Origin of the sequence: Nocardia sp. NPDC057272, assembly GCF_042668615.1 — a bacterium.
Lineage (GTDB): Bacteria > Actinomycetota > Actinomycetes > Mycobacteriales > Mycobacteriaceae > Nocardia.
In genome coordinates, this window is the sequence record NZ_JBHUYK010000010.1 from 113,524 (window position 1) to 131,361 (window position 17,838).

The window sequence follows — 17,838 nt, forward strand, 5'->3', positions numbered from 1 at the left end:
GGTGCATGGTCACAGTCGCTCGCCAGTACACAGGTCACGTCACCGCGGGCGAGGACGCCCAGCAGCGCGACGTCCCCGGCGCCCGCATCGTGAAGATGTCCGTCGGTCCGATGGACAACAACACCTACCTGATCCAGAGCGCCACCACCGGCGCCGCCGTGCTGATCGACGCCGCCAACGACGCCGAGCGCATCATCGAACTGACCGCGCTCGAGACGCCCGGCCAGATCGAACAGCTCGTCACCACCCACCGCCACCCCGATCACTGGCAGGCACTGACCGAGGTCACCAAGTCCCTCGACGTCCCCACCGCCGCCCACACCCTCGACGCCGACCACCTCCCGGTCCGCCCCGACCGCCTGCTCGAAGACGGCGACACCATCGAAGTCGGCGACCTCGCCCTCCACGTCATCCACCTGCGCGGCCACACCCCCGGCTCGATCGCCCTCGCCCTCACCGACAACGCAGGCCACACCCACCTCTTCACCGGCGACTCCCTTTTCCCAGGTGGAGTGGGCAAAACGCACACTCCCGCCGACTTCGACACGCTTCTCACCGACGTCACCACCAAACTCTTCGACCGCTACCCCGACGACACCGTCGTCTACCCGGGTCACGGCGACGACACCACCCTCGGCGCCGACCGCGCGAATCTGCCCGAATGGCGTGCGCGGGGTTGGTGACCTCCGGTCCGGTCAGCGCAGCCTGAAGGCCGGTGCGGTGAGGGTGAGCCCCAGGTCGGCGGTGTAGGCGAAGACCGCGAAGAACACCAGTGCCGCGCCGGCCAGGGCGAGGTCCTTGTTGAAGTGGACCATCTCGTGTTGCTTGGTCTCGGCGTCGGTCTCCTTCCAGAAGGAGTGCATCAGGAAGGCCGTCGGCACCAGGAATACCACCAGGACAAGCGATCCGAGATCGCCCCAGGCTCCGAGTAGCACGCTCGTTCCCGCGGCGAGCATCGCGACGCCCGAGGCGTATACCGCGAGCAGCGGTGACGGCACTGCACGGCTCGCGGCATAGCGCGCGGTGTCCTCCGCCGCGCTCAGATGGCCGATCGCGGCGCCGATGAACAACGCGGAGAACAGGATTCGTCCGATCAGGACAATGACGCTCATGACGTCCACCTGATCATCGCGGGACCGTTCGCGTCCAAGACCGATCTCCGCGGACCCGATACCGAGCGGGTATCGTCGCAGCTCATGGACCTCCGTCTGCTGCGATACTTCACGGCGGTGGCCGAGGAACTCCACTTCGGTCGCGCTGCCGCCCGGCTGTACATGACCCAGCCGCCCCTGAGCAGGGCGATCAAACAGCTCGAAGACGACCTCGGCTACGAACTACTGCGTCGTTCACCGACCGGCGTCACCCTCACGCCCGCCGGGGCCGCGCTCTACAACGAGGCACTCGACCTGCTGGCCCAGGCCGATCGGGTGCGCACCAGGGTCGCGGTCGCCGCCGGGGCATCCGCCGTCACGATCGGCACGTTCGCCGAAGAGGCAGGCAGCCGGCTGGCCGCGGCGTACCGGGCCGTGCATCCCGACGTACAGGTGCACATCAGGGAAGGCGACTTCGCCGACCCGACGGCCGGGTTGCGCGCCGGACGCGTCGACATCGCCCTCACCCGCACGCCCTTCGACGAAACCGGCATCACCACACAGGTTTTGCGCACCGACCCGGTGGGTGTCGTCCTTCGCGCCGACGATCGCCTGGCCGATCGCGCGACTGTGCACCTGCGCGAGCTGGCCGATCGACAGTGGTTCCAGCTGCCCGCCGACACCGATCCGATCTGGCGGAGCTACTGGTCGCACCCGACCGATCCGGACACCGGCCCGGTGGTGCGCACCGTCCACGAATGTCAGCAAACCGTCCTGTGGAACGGCACCGTCGGCCTCACGCCGCTGGGCCACCCGGTCCCGGACGGTCTCGTGGTGGTCCCACTCGCCGACAAGCCGCCGAGCAGCCTCGTGCTGGCCTGGATCAGCGCGGCACACAGCCCGCTGATCCGCTCGTTCGTCGACGTCGCCGCAGCGATCGCCTGGGAGTCTGCGGGAGCGGCGGTCGTCCGTTCACCGGAACGGAATCCGGTGGTGACCGCTGACCCCACGGCGCGTCGGACCGACCTGGCAGACTGACGAAGGTGAAATCGGGTTTCTCGCGAACGGTCACGCCCGCCCCGGATGTCAGGCATCCGCGCGGGCTGGTGTCGACGGTCTCGGTGTGGTTCGTCCGGTTGATCGCCGGAGCGGTGCTGATGGGGTTGGTGCTGGTCGCCGGGACAGCGGTCCGGGTCTGGCAGGTCGCGCGGATCGACGACTACACCCCCGCGAACGCGATCGTGGTGCTCGGCGCGGCCCAGTATTCGGGAACGCCGTCGTCGGTTTTCGAGGCGCGGCTATATCAGGCGTGGCGACTCTACGAAGCCGGGGTGGCGCCCACCGTGATCACCGTCGGCGGCAAGCAGGAGGGCGACCTGTATACCGAAGCCGCCTCGGGCAAACGGTATCTGGAGGACAAGGGCGTCCCCAGCGAGAACATCGTCGCCGTCGAAACCGGTTCCGACACACTGCGCAGCATCGAGGCGGTGGCGTCGGCGATGGGGGAGCGCGATATGTCATCGGCCGTACTCGTGAGCGATCCGTGGCATTCACTGCGAACCAGGACGATGGCTCGCGACGCAGGCCTGGAAGCGTGGACCGCACCCACACGCACCGGGCCCGCCGTCTACACGAGGGAGTCGCAATTCCACGGCATCGCCCGCGAAACCGGCGCGCTGCTCTGGTATCAGCTCACTCATTTCTCGGCAGATTTTCCTTACGAGGCGGGACAGTGAGATGACAGGGACCTATATCCCGCACGACCAGGAACGCATGGTCCACGAGCCCGGTAAGACCGCATGGCCCGGCGCCGCGGGCAAGGGACATCGCAGTGAGTTCTCCCGCGATCGTGCCCGCGTGCTGCACTCCGCCGCGCTGCGTCGCCTCGCCGACAAGACCCAGGTCATGGGCCCGCGCGAGGGCGACACCCCGCGCACCCGGCTGACCCACTCGCTCGAAGTGGCCCAGATCGGGCGCAGCATCGCCGACGGTGTCGGCGCCGACCCCGACCTGGTCGACCTGGCCGGCCTGGCCCACGACATCGGCCACCCGCCCTACGGCCACAACGGTGAACGCGCGCTCGACGAATTCGCCGACCGCTACGGCGGTTTCGAAGGCAACGCGCAGAACCTGCGCATCCTGACCCGCCTCGAACCCAAGGTCCTCGACGCCGACGGAGAGAGCTTCGGGCTCAACCTCACTCGGGCGGCCCTGGACGCGACCCTCAAATACCCGTGGGGCAGAAGCGGTTCCGGCACCAAGTTCGGCGCCTACGACGACGATCTCGAGCGCCTGGCCTGGGTGCGCAAAGACGCGCCCGACCGCAAGCAGAGCCTGGAATGCCAGATCATGGACTGGTCCGACGACGTCGCCTACTCGGTGCACGACGTGGAGGACGGCGTGATCGTCGGCCGCATCGACCTGCGCGCGCTGGCCGACCCGGCCGAGCAGGCGGCGCTGGCCGAACAGGGTCACGGCCAGCACCCCGACCAGTCGATCGAGGCACTCGCCGCCGCCGCGCAACGGCTCTCCGAACTCGACATCGTGGCCGACGCCGCGGACTACGACGGCAGCTTCGGCGCCTCGGTGGCCCTGAAACGGCTCACCAGCGAACTGGTCGGCCGCTTCGCCACCGCCGCGATCTCGGCCACCCACGAGCGCTACGGCGAAGGCCCGCTCAGCCGCTACGAGGCCGATCTGATCGTGCCACCGATCGTGGCCGCCGAGGTGGCCGTGCTCAAGACCATGGCGCTGCGCTACGTGCGTTCCGACCCCGGCCACCTCGCCCGCCAGCAGACCCAGCGCGACCGCGTGCAGGCCGTCGCCGACCGGCTGCTCACCACCGCGCCCGCCCACCTCGACGATCAGATGCTGCCCTGGTTCAACGCCGCCACCACCGAGGCCGCCCGCGTGCGCGTGGTGATCGACCAGATCGCGTCCTACACCGAGAGCCGCTTCGAACGCGTCGCCGCCTCGCTGGACTGCCGCTGAGCAGACCCGACTAGACTCGCTCATCGTGGCCGGACGAATCCCAGATCGCGATATCGCGGCGATCCGTGAACGTGTCCGGATCGAAGATGTAGTCGGTGAGTACGTGGCGCTCAAGCGCGCGGGCGCCGACTCGATCAAAGGTCTGTGCCCGTTCCACGACGAGAAGTCGCCGTCGTTCCATGTGCGCCCCAACCACGGGCTGTTCCACTGCTTCGGCTGTGGTGAGGGCGGCGATGTCTACAAGTTCCTGCAGCAGATGGAACACATCGGTTTCGTCGAGGCCGTCGAGCAGATGGCCGATCGCATCGGCTACCAGATCAACTACGAGGGTGGCGGCACCTCGGTGCAGCGCGACCGCGGCACCCGCTCGCGCCTGGTCGCCGCCAATGCCGCCGCGCACGAGTACTACGTGGGCCTGCTGCACGAACCCGAGGCCGAGGCTGCGCGCAAGTATCTGACCGACCGCAACTTCGACAAGGCATCCTGGGCGCAGTTCGGCTGCGGGTACGCCCCCGCGGGCTGGGACGGGCTGACGAAGCACCTACAGCGCTTGGGTTTCGAGTTCAAGGAGCTGGAAGCGGCCGGACTGTCCAAGCAGGGCAAGCGCGGTCCGATCGACCGGTTCCATCGCCGCCTGCTGTGGCCGATCCGCAATCTCGGCGGCGAGGTGATCGGTTTCGGCGCGCGCAAGCTGTTCGACGACGACACCATGCCCGGCAAGTACGTGAACACGCCGGAAACGTTGCTGTACAAGAAGTCTCAGGTGCTGTTCGGTCTCGACCACGCCAAGCGCGACATCTCCAAGGGTCATCAGGCCGTGGTCGTCGAGGGCTACACCGATGTCATGGCCATGCATCTGGCCGGGGTGAAAACCGCGGTCGCGTCCTGCGGCACCGCGTTCGGCGAAGAACACCTGCAGGTACTGCGCAGGCTGCTGATGGACGACAACTTCTGGCGCGGCGAGATCATCTACACCTTCGACGGTGACGCGGCCGGCCAGGCTGCGGCGTTGAAGGCGTTCAGCGGTGATCAGCGGCTGGCGGGACAGACCTACATCGCTGTCGCGCCCGACGGGCAGGACCCGTGCGAGTTGCGTCAGCACTCCGGCGACAGCGCCGTGCGTGATCTGGTGGCGCGGCGAACCCCGCTGTACGAGTTCGTGATTCGCGGACTGCTCGCCGAACACAATCTCGACGATGTCGAGGGCCGTGTCGAGGCGTTGCGCCGTACGGTGCCCGTGGTGGCCCAGATCAAGGACAACGCCACCCGCAAGGGGTACGCCACCAAGCTGGCAGGCTGGGTGGGCTGGGACGACATCCAGCTCGTCGTGCGCCGGGTCGGTGAAGAGGCGAAGAAGAACCGGATGGGCGGCACCACGCCCGATCTGAAGTCCGGCGCCGCGGCGATCCCCGCGCCTCGCGTCGAGGAGAGCTCCTCGGTGCGGCCCGCACCGAACGACCCGGTGCTGTACGCGCAGCGCCAAACCCTCAGCGCCGCACTGCAATACCCGGGCATCGCGGGCGTGTCCTTCGACGCCATCGACGCCGCCGCCTTCACCCACCCCGCCTACGTGGCCGTGCGCATCATGATCGCCCAGGCCGGCGGCACGGCTGCCGGGCTCAGCGGTGCGGAATGGGTCGCCGCCGTGGCCGACCACACCGACGACCTGATGATCCGCGCGCTGGTCTCCGAACTGGCCAACGAGCAGCTTCCGGTGCGCACCCAGAACGACACCCCCCGCTTCATCACCGGCATCCTGGCCCGCGTCCAGGAAGCCTGGGTGGGCCGCCAGATCGCCGAGCTCAAATCGCGGCTACAGCGGCTGTCCGCCAGCGAGGAGCCCGACACCTATATGACGCTGTTCGGCGACCTGGTGGCGCTGGAGCAGTACCGCAAGAGCCTCGCGGCCCAGGCGATGGGCAACGAGGGCTACGCGGCCGGCGCCTGACACCACCTGTGAGTCACGGTTTGGTGGCTTCGGTGAGAGTGCGGGTGGAGTACGCCACGAACGGCCCCTCCTGCCGGATTCGATCGTGGAGCCGACGCAGCTGGTCGAGGTAGGCCTCGACGGTGAACCCGGGCACCATCCAGATCGCCTTGCGCAGGAAGTACACGACGGCACCGATGTCGTGGAACTCGATGCGCAGTCGCTCGGTCCGCTGGTCGGTGATCGTCAGTCCGGCGGCCCGCGCGGCGGCGGCCTCATCGTCGGGATGGCGCCCTCGACGGGCTTCCGGTTGCGGACCGAGGAAATACTCGACCAGCTCGAACACGCTGGCCGGTCCGACGTGCTGTGCGAAATACGTTCCCCCCGAACGCAGAACGCGCGCGATCTCGGCCCACCAGATCGTCGCCGGATGTCGGCTGGTGACCAGATCGAACGCCGCATCGGCGAACGGCAACGGCGGCTCGTCGGGTGCGGCGACGACAACGACGCCGCGAGGATGCAGCAACGCGGTCGCCTTGGCGACGTTCGGCGGCCACGACTCGGTGGCGACCATGGTCTGCGGGAACACCTGCGCCTCGGCCAGAACCTCGCCACCACCGGTCTGAATATCCAGCGCAGCGGAAGCGGTCTTCAGCCGATCGCTCATCAGCCGCTGATAACCCCACGACGGACGCGCTTCACTGGCCCGCCCGTCGAGCCAGGAGAAATCCCATCCTTCCACCGGCGCCGATGCCGCTTCGGCGACCAAATCCTCGAACGTCCGTCCCATGCGAAATCACTATGCCAGCGACCGCCCGGCGACACCTCCGAGTTTCGCGGCTACCGGCTGAGCTGTTCGCGGACGAACGCCGCGGCCTGGTCGCGGGTGTCGTTGACGAAGTACGCGACATGGCCATAGGTCAGGGCGTTTCCGAAACCGGCGGCCGGGTCGCCGCCCTGGCAGACGCGGTCTCCGGTATTGCAGTAGTCGCGCAGGCGGTCGGCGAATTCCGCCAGCGCGCCGGTGCGTAGTGGACGGGTGCCCGACAGTGCGGGATCGTAGCTGCCGCGGTTGTAGGGCTCCGCGCCGTTGAACAGTGGGCTGCCGAACAGTGCGATCGCATCGATGCGCGCGGCCGCCTGCGCTGTCAACGCGGTTCGTTCCCGCAAGGTGGCGCCGATGACGCTCGCGCCTTGTGAGTAGCCGAGCAGCACGAGCTGCTGGTCGGGGCACGTGGCGGCGGTCGTGTTCAGCAGGGCGGTCAAGTTCGCCGTTCCGCGCACGGCGCTGTCCGATTCCCTCGAGGCCGGATAGTCGAGCTCGGTCACTGTGGTGTGGCGACCGGATTCCTGGGCGATCCGCCAGGCGAGGGGGGTGAGCAGCAGACTGCCGAACTGTGGCTCCAGGGTGCCGCGAACGGTGATGACCCGGACCTCCGCGCAGCCGTCGGGGGGAGTGGCCGAGTCGGCGACCGCCGTGGGGAGGGTGGGCAGAGTCAGTGCTGCCACGGCTGTCGCGGCCGCTGACAACAGGATTCGAATCATGCGCCTACTGTATTGCGCCCACCGCGTACGGCGCGGTGCCTACGCACAACCGATCCGGCGCCGAGCGCGGCACCGGCGACGGGCAATTCGACGCAGATGAACTCGGATCGGAGGTTGCATAATGAGGCGGTGCACTCCGGTGATGGTCTGTTCGATCGACGCCTGTCCGACCGCGCGCGAGAAGTGATCCGCCAAGGTGCCGAGATCGCGCTGAACGCGCCGGAGGAATGGCTCGACGAACTCTATGACGCCACTCTCCTCACAACCAGCCTGCGTGCTGTCGCGGGGGATCCGCTGCTGGCCGAGGCTGTCCGGCGCGTCAATCGCGGCAACCTGCTGCACTGGGCCTCGGCCAACGTGGCCGATCCGGGAATGCCGGTGCCGATAAAACTCGGTGCGGACCAGATCGCCATTGTTCGCGACCTGGTGAGGCGTGGCATGAACGAGGCCGCTTTGCAGGCCTACCGCGTGGGGCAAAATGTCGTCTGGCGACGGTGGATGACCATCATCTTCATTCTCACGCCGGACCCGTTCGAGCTGCAGGAGGTCTTGGAGGTCACCGCCGCCTCGATCGCCGAATTCGTGGACGGCACCATCGAGGCGATCACCGAAGTCATCGGTCAGGAGCGCGACGAACTCGCCCGCGGCTCGTATGCCGAACGGCGCGAGGTCATTTCGCTCATTCTCGAGGGGGAGCCGACCAATATCGAACGCGCGTCGACCCGCCTCGGCTACCGGCTCGACGCCACCCACACCGCGGCCATCGCCTGGAGTGACATTCCCGGTGCCGAACTCGACGAACCGCATCGGGTGACCAGGGCCCTCACACAAGCCGCCGGGGCGGCCACGGCGCTGAGCGTGCTCGCCAGCGCGGCCACCTTGTGGGTGTGGGTGCCCGGCCCCACTCCTCCCGACACCGCGGCACTGACCGAAGCGCTGGACCATATCCCCGGCGTGCGGATCGCCATCGGCTCGACCGGCCGAGACCTCGCCGGGTTCCGGACCAGTCACCTCGACGCTCAGGCCGCGCACCGAATCCTCGCCCGCCCGCACAGCACCCGACGGCTGGTCACCTTCGGCGAGGTGCAACTGACCTCGCTGATCACTGAAAACGGCGCTCAGGCAGACCGATTCATCAAGTACACCCTCGGCGATCTGGAACACGCCGACAGCGAACTGCGCGAATCAGTCCTGGTCTACATCAACGAGCAATGCAATGCCACGCGCGCTGCGGCGCGTCTGTTCACCCACCGGAACACGATCTTGCGCAGGATCGCCCGCGCGGACGAGTTGCTGCCACGTCCACTGGCGGAGAACGGCGTGCATGTCGCGGTCGCATTGGACGCGTTGTACTGGCGGCAGAACACTCCCCGGCCCAGCTGAGCCAATTCTGATTACCGCTGCGCGCAGACCGGAGTGAGGCGGTGCGTGCCCCGCAGGCCCTTGAGGGTCGCTTCACGTCCGGTTCCGATCGTGAGATCGGTACTGCTTCCGATCGCCTCCAGCACCGGCTCGCTGAGGAGCACTTCGCCACCCTCGGCCTGCGCGGTGACCCGCGCGGCCATGGCGACATTGCGTCCGAACAAATCGTCACCCCGGCGGACGGAACTTCCCATGTGGATACCGATCCGGACCCGGAAATCGGCCTCGCCCCGGGATGCTTCGGCGTCCTTGCTCAGCGCCGCCTGAATGGCCAGGCCGCATCGGACCGCCCGGTCGGCAGCGGCGAAGGCGATCATGTACCCGTCGCCTTGGTTCTTGACCACATGGCCGCCGTGGTTCTGCACGCACCGATCCACCAGGCGGTGGTGGCGGTCGAGCAGCTTGACCCAGGCCCGGTCGCCCAGTTGTTCGTTGAGAGCGGTCGATTGCTCGATGTCGGAGAACATGATGACGACGTTGCCGTCCGGCGCCAGTCTGGCCAGGTCGGGACGTTCGACCCGTGCCCAGCCAGCGAGGTCTTCGATCGAGGTGAGCACGGCGGCACGAAAACCTTTGGCCCGCACCAGATCAGCGGCCTGCCAGGCGGTCCGTACCGCTTCGCGACCGCTCACCACCAACCGCTGTCCCGTCGTCGACCGACGCGGTGCCCGGCGCTTGCGCCGACTCCGGACCAGCAGGATCGACAGGATGAGTATGCCGACGGCTTCACCGGCGGCGACGATCGCGAGCACGGTGATCACGACTGTGGTCATCGGAGGAACCCTGGCGGAGTAGCGTGGCTGGTCGAACCCTGTAGCGGCTGTGCGCCCGAGCTGTTCACGGCAAAATAGTACACATGCGTTCACTCGAATTCGACCGGCGTAGCGGATGCCTGCCGGCGATGAATCCTGGGACCATCGCGCTCCGCACCGGGTCGGCTCACTCGCCGTCATTGCGGGCAAGGGTAGTATTTATACAGCTGAGATGGCCCTTTTCGACATTTGCCAAGCGCGGAGACCGTGCAATCGCCGGGCGGAACCGCGCCGACCGCAGCTGTGAATCGTGCTTCCTGACCCTGTTTCGGTGTACGGGTGATGCGCTCTGTGTCTGCCCTGTGGTGCATAGTGCACAACGATGGTTTCATCTGGGTGCGAAGCACCATTGGAACGCGGGGTGGTGAGGCCGCACGATGAAGCGCAAACAGCGGAAAGTAGGAAATGTGCGCATGCCCGACAGCATCCTGTCGGCCCGGACCGCGACGACGGTAGGTCGGCCGATTCTCGACCGGCTCCCCGCAGCGTCAACGATTTCGGGCAAGATCATGAGTCTGTTCATCGTCGGCAGTGAACTACCCGACCGAGTCCCCATGGCGGCCCTGCGTCGCGATGTCGCCGCGCTGGTGAACGCGTGCCTCGAGCTCACCGCCAGAATGCTGACCGGCGGCGACACTGCGGAACCGCTGGCCGAGGTGCGCGCCGACGTCATGGAATGGGCACGCGAGGGCGTCACGATCGACGCGATGCACAAGGCCGTGCGGGTAGGCACGCAGGCGGTGTTCGACCACCTCACCGCACGGGCGAGAGCCGACGAGGATCACGCGGCACTGATCGAAACAGCGCACATGTTCGTCCACCTCTCCCGCGAGCTCGCCATAGCGATCTCACAGGCGTACCTGCGTGAACGGCGGGTGGCGGGCAGCGACGCAGCGGATGCCGTGGCCGCCGCGCTGATCGCCGGGAACGCGACACCGGCCATGGCGCGCGCCTGCGGGGTCCGGTTGGCCGAGAGCTATTACGTCTTCGCGGTCGGGTTCGTGCCACGCCGTGGAGCGGACGAGCCGCGCCAGGATCGACATACCCTCGCGCACCCGACAATTCGTCGAATCAGAGCCGAGGTGCTGCACCACTGCGAGGACAACGCGCTGATGCAGATGGGCACCGACACGGCTACCCTGCTGATTCCGCAAGACCATTTCGATCCCGCCGCCGCCGAACGGTTCGTCGAGCAGATCGCCGGCGCGGCGCAGACGCAGGTTCGCGCCGCGTTCGTGGCGGTGGGGGCAGGTGGCATTCCCGAAGGGGTCCAGCGCGCGCACGCGGTGCTCGACATCATGCGCCGCCTGCGCCGAGTCGGGCTCGAGCGCTTCGACGACCTGTCGCTGGAGTATCAGCTGTCCCGGCCGGGCACAGCAGGAAGGCATCTGGCCGCGCTACTGGACCCGCTCGAGGATCATCCAGTTCTGCTGGAGACATTGACAGCGCACCTCGCGACCCACTCCACTCGTCTTCGCACCGCGCGTGTGCTGCACGTACACCCCAACACTGTCGACTACCGACTGAACAAGATCGCCGAAATCACCGGCCTCGACCCGACGCAGCCGGACGGGATCTGGCGCCTGCGTTCCGCGCTCGTAGCCCGGATGACCGGCGCGGGTGAGAAAGAGTTAGCCGCCGGCGGTGACCCCGACCAGACCGCCCAGGCATGCTGATCGGAGGCGGACCCCCAGGTCGGCCACCGAAGTAACGGAGAGCACTGATGAGACCCGAGGGGGCGACGGGCACCCGATGGCGCAAACCGGTCGCCGCATCGGCCCTTCTCATCGCCTGTGCGGCAGGACTTTTCTGGCTGCGGTGCGTGTACATCGTGCTCCATTCCCGACTGTCAGCCGATCCGCTGACAGATCCCCATGGCTACGAACTCCTCATAGGCACCGTGCTCGCCCTACCCGCCGCGGCGGTCGTCGCGGCCGCAGCGCCGTTTGTCGTCGAACCCGGCTCGAGCCGAATTCGACTGGCCAAGATCGTGGCGACACTGCTGGTAGTTCTCACCGCACTGCCCGTAGTAGCGCTACTCACAGCATGAACCGAAGCCCATTCGTCAAGACTGGTCAGGAAGCCTGCGGGCTCGACGATCCGGGCGTGCGTCAACGGCCCGAGACAGTCTCGGGCCGTTGATCTTCGGAGTATTGGGCGTGGTCGCCGTGCGGGGATTTCGGGTACGTCGCTACTTGACCGAACCGGCCAGCTGATCGGCGAACGGGGCAACGAACTTTCCGACAAGGGGAAGCTCCGCGCGGACACCGCCGCTGTTGTTCGCCTGGACCATGGCCATGATCCAGACGACGACCGCGAAGATCCCGAGGGCGAGTCCGGCGAGGCTGAAGATGATCCCCAGGGCGCCGAGGAGCGAGCCGACGATGCTCAGAACAATATTGAGCACCGAGACCCCGGCGAAGAAGATGATCGACTGCGCAGCATGGAATTTCACATCGGGATCGTTCTTTCCCACGAAGAGGAAGATGATTCCGGTGAGCCAGCCCAGCGCGTAGGACAGGATCGCACTGGTCTTCTTGTCCAGGCCGGCAGACTGCGGTTGGTTCGAGGGAAGCTGAGAAGATGTCATGCGGCAAGTACATGCCACGACCCCCGCCTACCGATCCCAACTTTCAGCACGAAACAAGAGGTCGCGAGCCGGTCGAAGCACCGAAACCTGACGACCTGCTCGCCGCGCGGAACCGATCAGGCTTGTGCGTCATCGATGGGTGGGTTTGACGCGGGGTGCGTGCGTTCGGACTCGCTGCTCGCCCTCGAGGCGCGCCAACTCGCTATGAACCGCTCGGCTACCTCGGCGGAGATCTCCTCGTGAGGCTCGTCTCTTCCGGGTTTGTAGCGCTGGAGGTAGTCGGTAGGACCCCATGTGAAGTCCCTGCCGAACGCTTCGTCGGTCGGCACAGGTCGGGTGTCGGTCCGGCGCACAAGCCCGGTGATCCGACGCGCGCGCCAGCCCTCAGGCCAGCCTCGCTCGTCATCGATCAACGCGAAGTAGCGCACAGCGGGTTCGTCACTGTCGGGCATTATTTCCTGTCCTTCACCGGGATTCGCGGCGGAGCGGCACCGCTCTCGACTCTATACAGCGAAATTCGGCAACCCGGTCGGCACCGCGACCTTGGTGAGTTCCCACGTACCGTTGGCGACACGTCGCTGATGTGCTCGAGGGCGGACAGAAACAGCTCGGTTCGAGTATCACGCCTGCTTGGTCTTGGATACTGTTGCAGCGGAGCCGGATTCGTTGCAAGCGAGGATCAGTGGCCGGTTCACACGGTCGGAGTCGCGGGGGCGGGCAGGGAGTCGCGGTGAACACCGTCTGAACGTCGGTCCGGTGCACCGTCACCGGCTTCGCCGGCGGATCTGCGGCAGCGTATGGCTGCATTCGGCCCCAATGCCGGGGAGCGGGGGTGCTGCGACTATCCTGGCTCAGTCGGCAATCTTGCCGCTACTCAGGGCAGACGTCTTGTCGATCGCCGGGCCCGCGCCCGACCACGGAGCCCGTCGCCTCCTCTGAGACTTCCCAGAGGATTTCCATGCTTTCGCCAGGTAGCAATTCCCCGTCTTTCGTCGCGCTCCCCATCGGTTCGACCGCGATCGTGTACTGCGAGAACCAGTTCGGTGAACAGGACGGGAAGACCGCGAACGGCCTGGTCCGGCACTCGGAGAAGTACGAGATCCTGAGCGTGATCGACAGCAGTCGCGCCGGGCTCGACGCCGGTGAATTCCTGGACGGCACTCCGAGCGGCATCCCGATCCTGACCAGTCTGCCGGAGGCGATCGCGCATGCCGGGCGGGTCCCGGACTACCTGATCTGCGGCGTTGCCCCCGCCGACGGCCTGCTCTCCGCGGCCCAGCGCGTCGTGCTGCTCGAAGGTATCGCCCGCGGGATGCATGTGATCAACGGGTTGCACGAGTTCCTCGCCGACGATGCCGAGTTCTCAGCCGCAGCCGAGCTGGCCGGGGTCACCATCACCGATGTCCGGCGGCCCAAGCCCGCCCGGGACCTCCACCTGTTCTCTGGCCGGATCTTCGATGTGACGTGCCCCAGGATCGCCGTCCTGGGCACCGACGGCGCGATCGGCAAGCGCACCACCGCCACCCTGGTCGTACAGGCGCTGAACGCCTACGGGATCAGGGCTGTCCTGGTCGGCACCGGCCAGACCACGCTGATCCAGGGCGGCAAATACGGCGTCGCGCTCGACGCGCTCGTCCCGCAGTTCTGTTCCGGAGAGGTCGAGCATCAGGTCGTGGCCGCTTTCGAGGGTGAGGCCCCGGATGTCATCGTCGTCGAGGGCCAGGGCGCGTTGAGTCACCCGGCGTATCTGACGTCGGGACACATCCTGCGGGGCAGCCGACCGGTCGCCGTGATCGTGCAGCACGCGCCGAAGCGAACAGTGCTCGGCGACTTCCCGATGATGCCGATGCCGACGGTGGCAAGCGAAATCGCCCTGATCGAGGCATTCGCCGACACGACAGTCATCGGCGTGACGATCAACCACGAGCGGATGGAGCCGGACGAGATCGGCGTCGCCATTACCGAGCACCAGTCCGAGCTCGGGCTGCCCGTCACCGATCCGCTCACCCGCCCGGCCTCCGAGCTGGTCGACATGGTGTTGCGAGCCCTGCCACATCTCGCGAAGCGACCGGTGCCGATCGCCGAATGACCTCGCCGCGGATCGACGTCGACCTCGGCAAGATCGAAGCGAACACCCGGCACCTGGTGGACCAGCTCGCGCCGCGCGGCATCCGCGTCGTCGGAATCACCAAGGCGACTCTCGGATCCCCGGCCGTGGGTGCGGCGATGGTGCGCGGCGGCGCGTCCGGGCTGGGCGACTCCCGGATCCAGAATCTGGCCCGGCTAGGCGCTCGGGATCGGAGCGCGTCACGCACGTTGATTCGGTCCCCGATGCTCAGTCAGGTCGACCAGGTCGTGCGTACCGCGACGTCGAGTCTGAACACCGGAACGGCCGTTCTCGACGCGCTCGATGCCGCTGCCCGTCGTCAGCGGCGGACCCACGACGTCGTCCTGATGGTCGAGCTCGGCGACCTCCGCGAGGGGATCGCGATCGAGGACGTCGCAGCTATGGCCGCGGTCACCCGCAAACGCGGCCGGTTGCGCCTGTCGGGGCTCGGCACGAACCTCGCCTGCCGCAACGGCGTTGTCCCGGACGACCGGAATATGGGAGAGCTGAGCAGGCTGGTCGACCAAGTCGAATCCGGTGGCCATGGCGTGCTCGACGTCGTGTCCGGTGGCAACTCGGCCAACCTGCCGTGGGCGCTGTCGACGTCCGATGTCGGTCGGGTCAACGAGCTCCGGATCGGCGAAGCAATCCTGTTGGGGACCGAGCCGCTGCACCGGACCCTGCTCCCTGGCCTGCACCCCGACGCGTTCAGTCTCGTCGCCGAGGTGATCGAGGTCGCCGTCAAACCGGCACGGCCGTGGGGTGATCGGGCCCAGACAGCGTTCGGCCACCAGGCCGCGGTCGTGCGCCAGCTGGCACCGACACGAGACCGAACCATCCGGCAGGCGATCCTCGCGCTGGGCTGTCAGGATGTCGACGTGGACGGCCTGATCCCGCCGCCGGGAATCGCCATCCTCGGGACGAGCAGCGATCACCTGGTGGTCGACGTCGGCGACCACGCCGTGTCCGTCGGCGACGAACTGGCGTTCGGGCTCGGATACGGCGCCCTGCTCCGGGCGATGACCTCACCATTCGTGTCGCAGGTCGAGACCAGACGGCCGGCGCGCCCGGTACTCGCCGCCGCCCGCTGGCCCGCGCCTATCATCGCCTGACCGGCACACCTGCGCCGAGCAGCGTGGCGCCGATCTGCCTGGGGGATCCGATGCGGCCACAAAAGACGACGCCAGCGAGAAACATCCCGAGGTCCGACCGCATCCCGTGACTCGAGGCGCCTTGGGTGATTTCCATAAAACAACGTCCGTGTTCCCGCTGCGGGCTGGCTGCCGGTGAATGGCGGTGTCAACTGACATCGGCAACAACCCCGCGAACTGGTACCGACAGAACATCCGGCAATCAGCAGAAGAGGACGTTGAGTTCTCATATAGCGCAGGCCATATCGGCGGCGAGGACGCAGTTGAGGCTACCGGTCCACGCTGTTCCGCTGCGGTGGAGCGATGCCGACCTTGACTCCCCCCGGATCACCTTCGCTGGCACTATCGTCCGGCTCGAGGACACAGGCTCATACGCCAATCCCGCACCAAAACCGGCGCCGGATACCGCACGGTCATGATCCCCGCGTTCGTGGCCAACACCCTTCGCCGCGTCCAATCAGAAGCCACTCCCAACAAAGCTGGACTTGGTCTTCCCCAACCGCGACGGCGGAATCTGGGGCCCTTCAACTTCAACCGCCTCTGGCGCCGAGCACGCGGCGAGAAGTTCGCGTGGGTCACCCCGAAGACCTTTCACAAGACAGTCGCCACCCTCATCGCGGACGAGTTCGGCCTGCAAGCCGCCGCGCGCCAACTCGGCCACGCCAACGAGTCGGTCACCCGCCGCCACTACGTCGACCTACCGACCCAAGCCCCCGACTTCACCACCGCGCTCGACCGCTTGGATTCGTGAAAACGTGTGGCTTCCGCACGTCAAAGCGTGTGGACGACTGTAGAAAGCAGAAAACCAGGTCAAACGCGTACGTCTGCCCTGGTAGATGCTCCCCCATCTGGACTCGAACCAGAAACCTGCCGTTTGAATTCCGTTGCAAACCAACATAATTCAACGCCTCCCAATGTGACCTATCACTCGCAGATTTGCCGTTGAAGGTGTTCCCGTTACATCCCAACCGTTCCCGCTACTTCCCGCTGAATCCGTGTTGTTTCCGTGTTGTGGGTCGAGTCGGGACGCGCCACGGTAACCGCCTGCGAGGCGCGGCCTCTCGCCACGGGCAGGGGCAGATCAACTTCTCACACCTGGAGATTCCCGAACGTCACGCCGCTATCGGAAGAGGCTCATGAAGATGAGGTTCGCGACAATGCTGGATTGGCTCCAGGTGTTGCCGAGGCCGTCGTGCCGTTCGGCAAAGACCCACGCTCCGACGTTGAATGTGTACGTGTTGCCCGGGCGCATCGTCCAGAAGACGTCGATGGTCGCCCCGGGGCCGAATCCGTCGCTGCTGTAGACGTCGACCTCATTCTGGCTGACCCGCTTGCGCCAGCGTTTGTCGGTGGCGGAGGCGATGAAGTTGCCGTTCTCGAACACCGTGAGATCGGTACCGCCCTCCGTGGTGGCGTCTCCGCCGAACCCGGCCCCGACCGAGTAGTGGTCGTCGGTTGTCCGGTACGCGCGGCCCATCGCGGAGACCTCGTGGGTGGTCTGCAGCGAGACCCCGAATCCGGCGCGCGCGCTCACGAAGTCGTCGGCGCCGCCGATCTTCGGACCTGCTCGGCCGTCGATGGCCACCCGGCCGTTGTCGCGATCGACAACGATCTCGAACGGTGCGCCGCCTGCCGGGTCGTGCCACGCCCATTCGAAGTGGTACGGGATCCCGAAGATCTCGGTGCCGGCCCGGATATCGAGCTTTGCCATTGTTTCAGGGGTCCCGTGCGAGTCGGTGCGCCGCAGGTGCGCCAGATCCTCGTCGAGTGGTACAGGGGTTTCCTCCGCGCTTCGCAGCGTGTCCGCCGTGTCGGGATCCTGTTGTGCCAGGCGGATCAGCGGGGCGTAGAGCGCCTGCGAGATCGCGGTCCGTTCGGCGGCGCCGGCGCGCCGGTGCGCGGTCGCCGCGGAAGAACGTTCGATCATGCTCTCGATAGATTTCTCGACGAAAGGGCGGTGCTCGGCGGGGAACCCCTCCGAGTAGCGGATCTGTGACGCGGGGGGTTCCGTGCGGGGAGCCCGGGGCGTTGTCGATGTCATGAGTGCACCTCCAATGTGTTGGGCACTCGTCAGCCTGCGCCCGCGAGCGAGGGTTCGTCACGCGTAGTCGGCTACCCGCAATCCGGACCGCGAGAGCCGCCGCAGGTCACTGCAGGCTTGGACTCGTGCAGGCCAACTTGCCATCTACGCGTGCAGCAGTC

General features: G+C 66.9%; 17 protein-coding genes. 11 read left to right on the forward strand and 6 right to left on the reverse strand.

Going from position 1 to position 17,838, the window contains the following annotated elements; translation table 11 throughout:
* The first annotated feature begins 5 nt into the window (after positions 1-5).
* Positions 6-683, forward strand: a complete 678-nt coding sequence (locus ACFULV_RS16400; protein ID WP_378657304.1) for an MBL fold metallo-hydrolase — start codon at positions 6-8, stop codon at positions 681-683.
* A 12-nt stretch (positions 684-695) separates the two neighbouring features.
* On the opposite strand, the gene ACFULV_RS16405 is transcribed toward ACFULV_RS16400, so the two are convergent.
* On the reverse strand, positions 696-1,112 hold the full coding sequence (locus ACFULV_RS16405) for a DoxX family protein (RefSeq protein ID WP_378657306.1): 417 nt from the start codon (positions 1,110-1,112) through the stop codon (positions 696-698).
* Between the two features lie 84 nt (positions 1,113-1,196).
* On the opposite strand from ACFULV_RS16405, the gene ACFULV_RS16410 reads away from it, so the two are divergent.
* From ACFULV_RS16410 to dnaG, 4 genes are all read left to right on the forward strand, one after another.
* Positions 1,197-2,129 carry a LysR family transcriptional regulator gene (locus tag ACFULV_RS16410; RefSeq protein ID WP_378657309.1) on the forward strand — a complete coding sequence of 311 codons (933 nt, stop codon included), beginning with the start codon at positions 1,197-1,199 and terminating at the stop codon, positions 2,127-2,129.
* 119 nt (positions 2,130-2,248) lie between these two features.
* Positions 2,249-2,827, forward strand: coding sequence for a YdcF family protein (locus ACFULV_RS16415; RefSeq protein WP_378637756.1), 579 nt, complete (start codon positions 2,249-2,251; stop codon positions 2,825-2,827).
* 1 nt (position 2,828) lies between these two features.
* Positions 2,829-4,082, forward strand: a complete 1,254-nt coding sequence (locus tag ACFULV_RS16420; protein WP_378657312.1) for a deoxyguanosinetriphosphate triphosphohydrolase — start codon at positions 2,829-2,831, stop codon at positions 4,080-4,082.
* Between the two features lie 25 nt (positions 4,083-4,107).
* On the forward strand, positions 4,108-6,030 hold the full coding sequence (gene dnaG / locus ACFULV_RS16425) for a DNA primase (RefSeq protein ID WP_378657315.1): 1,923 nt from the start codon (positions 4,108-4,110) through the stop codon (positions 6,028-6,030).
* A gap of 13 nt (positions 6,031-6,043) precedes the next feature.
* Here the strand turns inward: dnaG and ACFULV_RS16430 are convergent, their stop codons facing one another.
* Together ACFULV_RS16430 and ACFULV_RS16435 are read right to left on the reverse strand one after the other, a co-directional pair.
* Positions 6,044-6,799: a class I SAM-dependent methyltransferase gene (locus ACFULV_RS16430; RefSeq protein ID WP_378657318.1), complete on the reverse strand. Its 756-nt coding sequence runs from the start codon at positions 6,797-6,799 to the stop codon at positions 6,044-6,046.
* A gap of 50 nt (positions 6,800-6,849) precedes the next feature.
* Positions 6,850-7,554: a cutinase family protein gene (locus tag ACFULV_RS16435; RefSeq protein WP_378657320.1), complete on the reverse strand. Its 705-nt coding sequence runs from the start codon at positions 7,552-7,554 to the stop codon at positions 6,850-6,852.
* 129 nt (positions 7,555-7,683) lie between these two features.
* Between ACFULV_RS16435 and ACFULV_RS16440 the strand changes: the two genes are divergently transcribed.
* Positions 7,684-8,937, forward strand: coding sequence for a PucR family transcriptional regulator (locus tag ACFULV_RS16440; RefSeq protein WP_378657323.1), 1,254 nt, complete (start codon positions 7,684-7,686; stop codon positions 8,935-8,937).
* Between the two features lie 11 nt (positions 8,938-8,948).
* Here ACFULV_RS16440 and ACFULV_RS16445 read toward each other — a convergent pair whose 3' ends face one another.
* Complete coding sequence (locus tag ACFULV_RS16445) at positions 8,949-9,749, reverse strand: adenylate/guanylate cyclase domain-containing protein (RefSeq protein WP_378657325.1); 801 nt, start codon at positions 9,747-9,749, stop codon at positions 8,949-8,951.
* 452 nt (positions 9,750-10,201) lie between these two features.
* Here ACFULV_RS16445 and ACFULV_RS16450 point away from each other — a divergent pair, with 452 nt between their 5' ends.
* Both ACFULV_RS16450 and ACFULV_RS16455 read left to right on the forward strand, forming a co-directional pair.
* Positions 10,202-11,464, forward strand: a complete 1,263-nt coding sequence (locus tag ACFULV_RS16450) for a PucR family transcriptional regulator (protein ID WP_378657328.1) — start codon at positions 10,202-10,204, stop codon at positions 11,462-11,464.
* A 47-nt stretch (positions 11,465-11,511) separates the two neighbouring features.
* Entirely contained in the window at positions 11,512-11,838 is a 327-nt protein-coding gene (locus tag ACFULV_RS16455; RefSeq protein ID WP_378657331.1) for a hypothetical protein, read from the forward strand.
* Between the two features lie 141 nt (positions 11,839-11,979).
* On the opposite strand, the gene ACFULV_RS16460 is transcribed toward ACFULV_RS16455, so the two are convergent.
* Positions 11,980-12,378 (reverse strand): DUF4870 domain-containing protein, encoded by a 399-nt coding sequence (locus tag ACFULV_RS16460; protein ID WP_378637610.1) that lies wholly within the window; start codon positions 12,376-12,378, stop codon positions 11,980-11,982.
* A 958-nt stretch (positions 12,379-13,336) separates the two neighbouring features.
* Here ACFULV_RS16460 and ACFULV_RS16465 point away from each other — a divergent pair.
* The 3 genes from ACFULV_RS16465 (at position 13,337) to ACFULV_RS16475 (ending at position 16,387) form a co-directional block, all read left to right on the forward strand.
* Positions 13,337-14,467 (forward strand): DUF1611 domain-containing protein, encoded by a 1,131-nt coding sequence (locus ACFULV_RS16465; protein WP_378657334.1) that lies wholly within the window; start codon positions 13,337-13,339, stop codon positions 14,465-14,467.
* Positions 14,464-15,597 carry an alanine/ornithine racemase family PLP-dependent enzyme gene (locus ACFULV_RS16470; RefSeq protein ID WP_378657337.1) on the forward strand — a complete coding sequence of 378 codons (1,134 nt, stop codon included), beginning with the start codon at positions 14,464-14,466 and terminating at the stop codon, positions 15,595-15,597. Before ACFULV_RS16465 ends, ACFULV_RS16470 begins: the two co-directional genes overlap by 4 nt.
* Positions 15,598-16,051: 454 nt before the next feature.
* Positions 16,052-16,387, forward strand: a complete 336-nt coding sequence (locus ACFULV_RS16475; protein ID WP_378637618.1) for a hypothetical protein — start codon at positions 16,052-16,054, stop codon at positions 16,385-16,387.
* A 369-nt stretch (positions 16,388-16,756) separates the two neighbouring features.
* On the opposite strand, the gene ACFULV_RS16480 is transcribed toward ACFULV_RS16475, so the two are convergent.
* On the reverse strand, positions 16,757-17,563 hold the full coding sequence (locus tag ACFULV_RS16480; protein WP_378657340.1) for a hypothetical protein: 807 nt from the start codon (positions 17,561-17,563) through the stop codon (positions 16,757-16,759).
* Positions 17,564-17,838 lie beyond the last annotated feature (275 nt).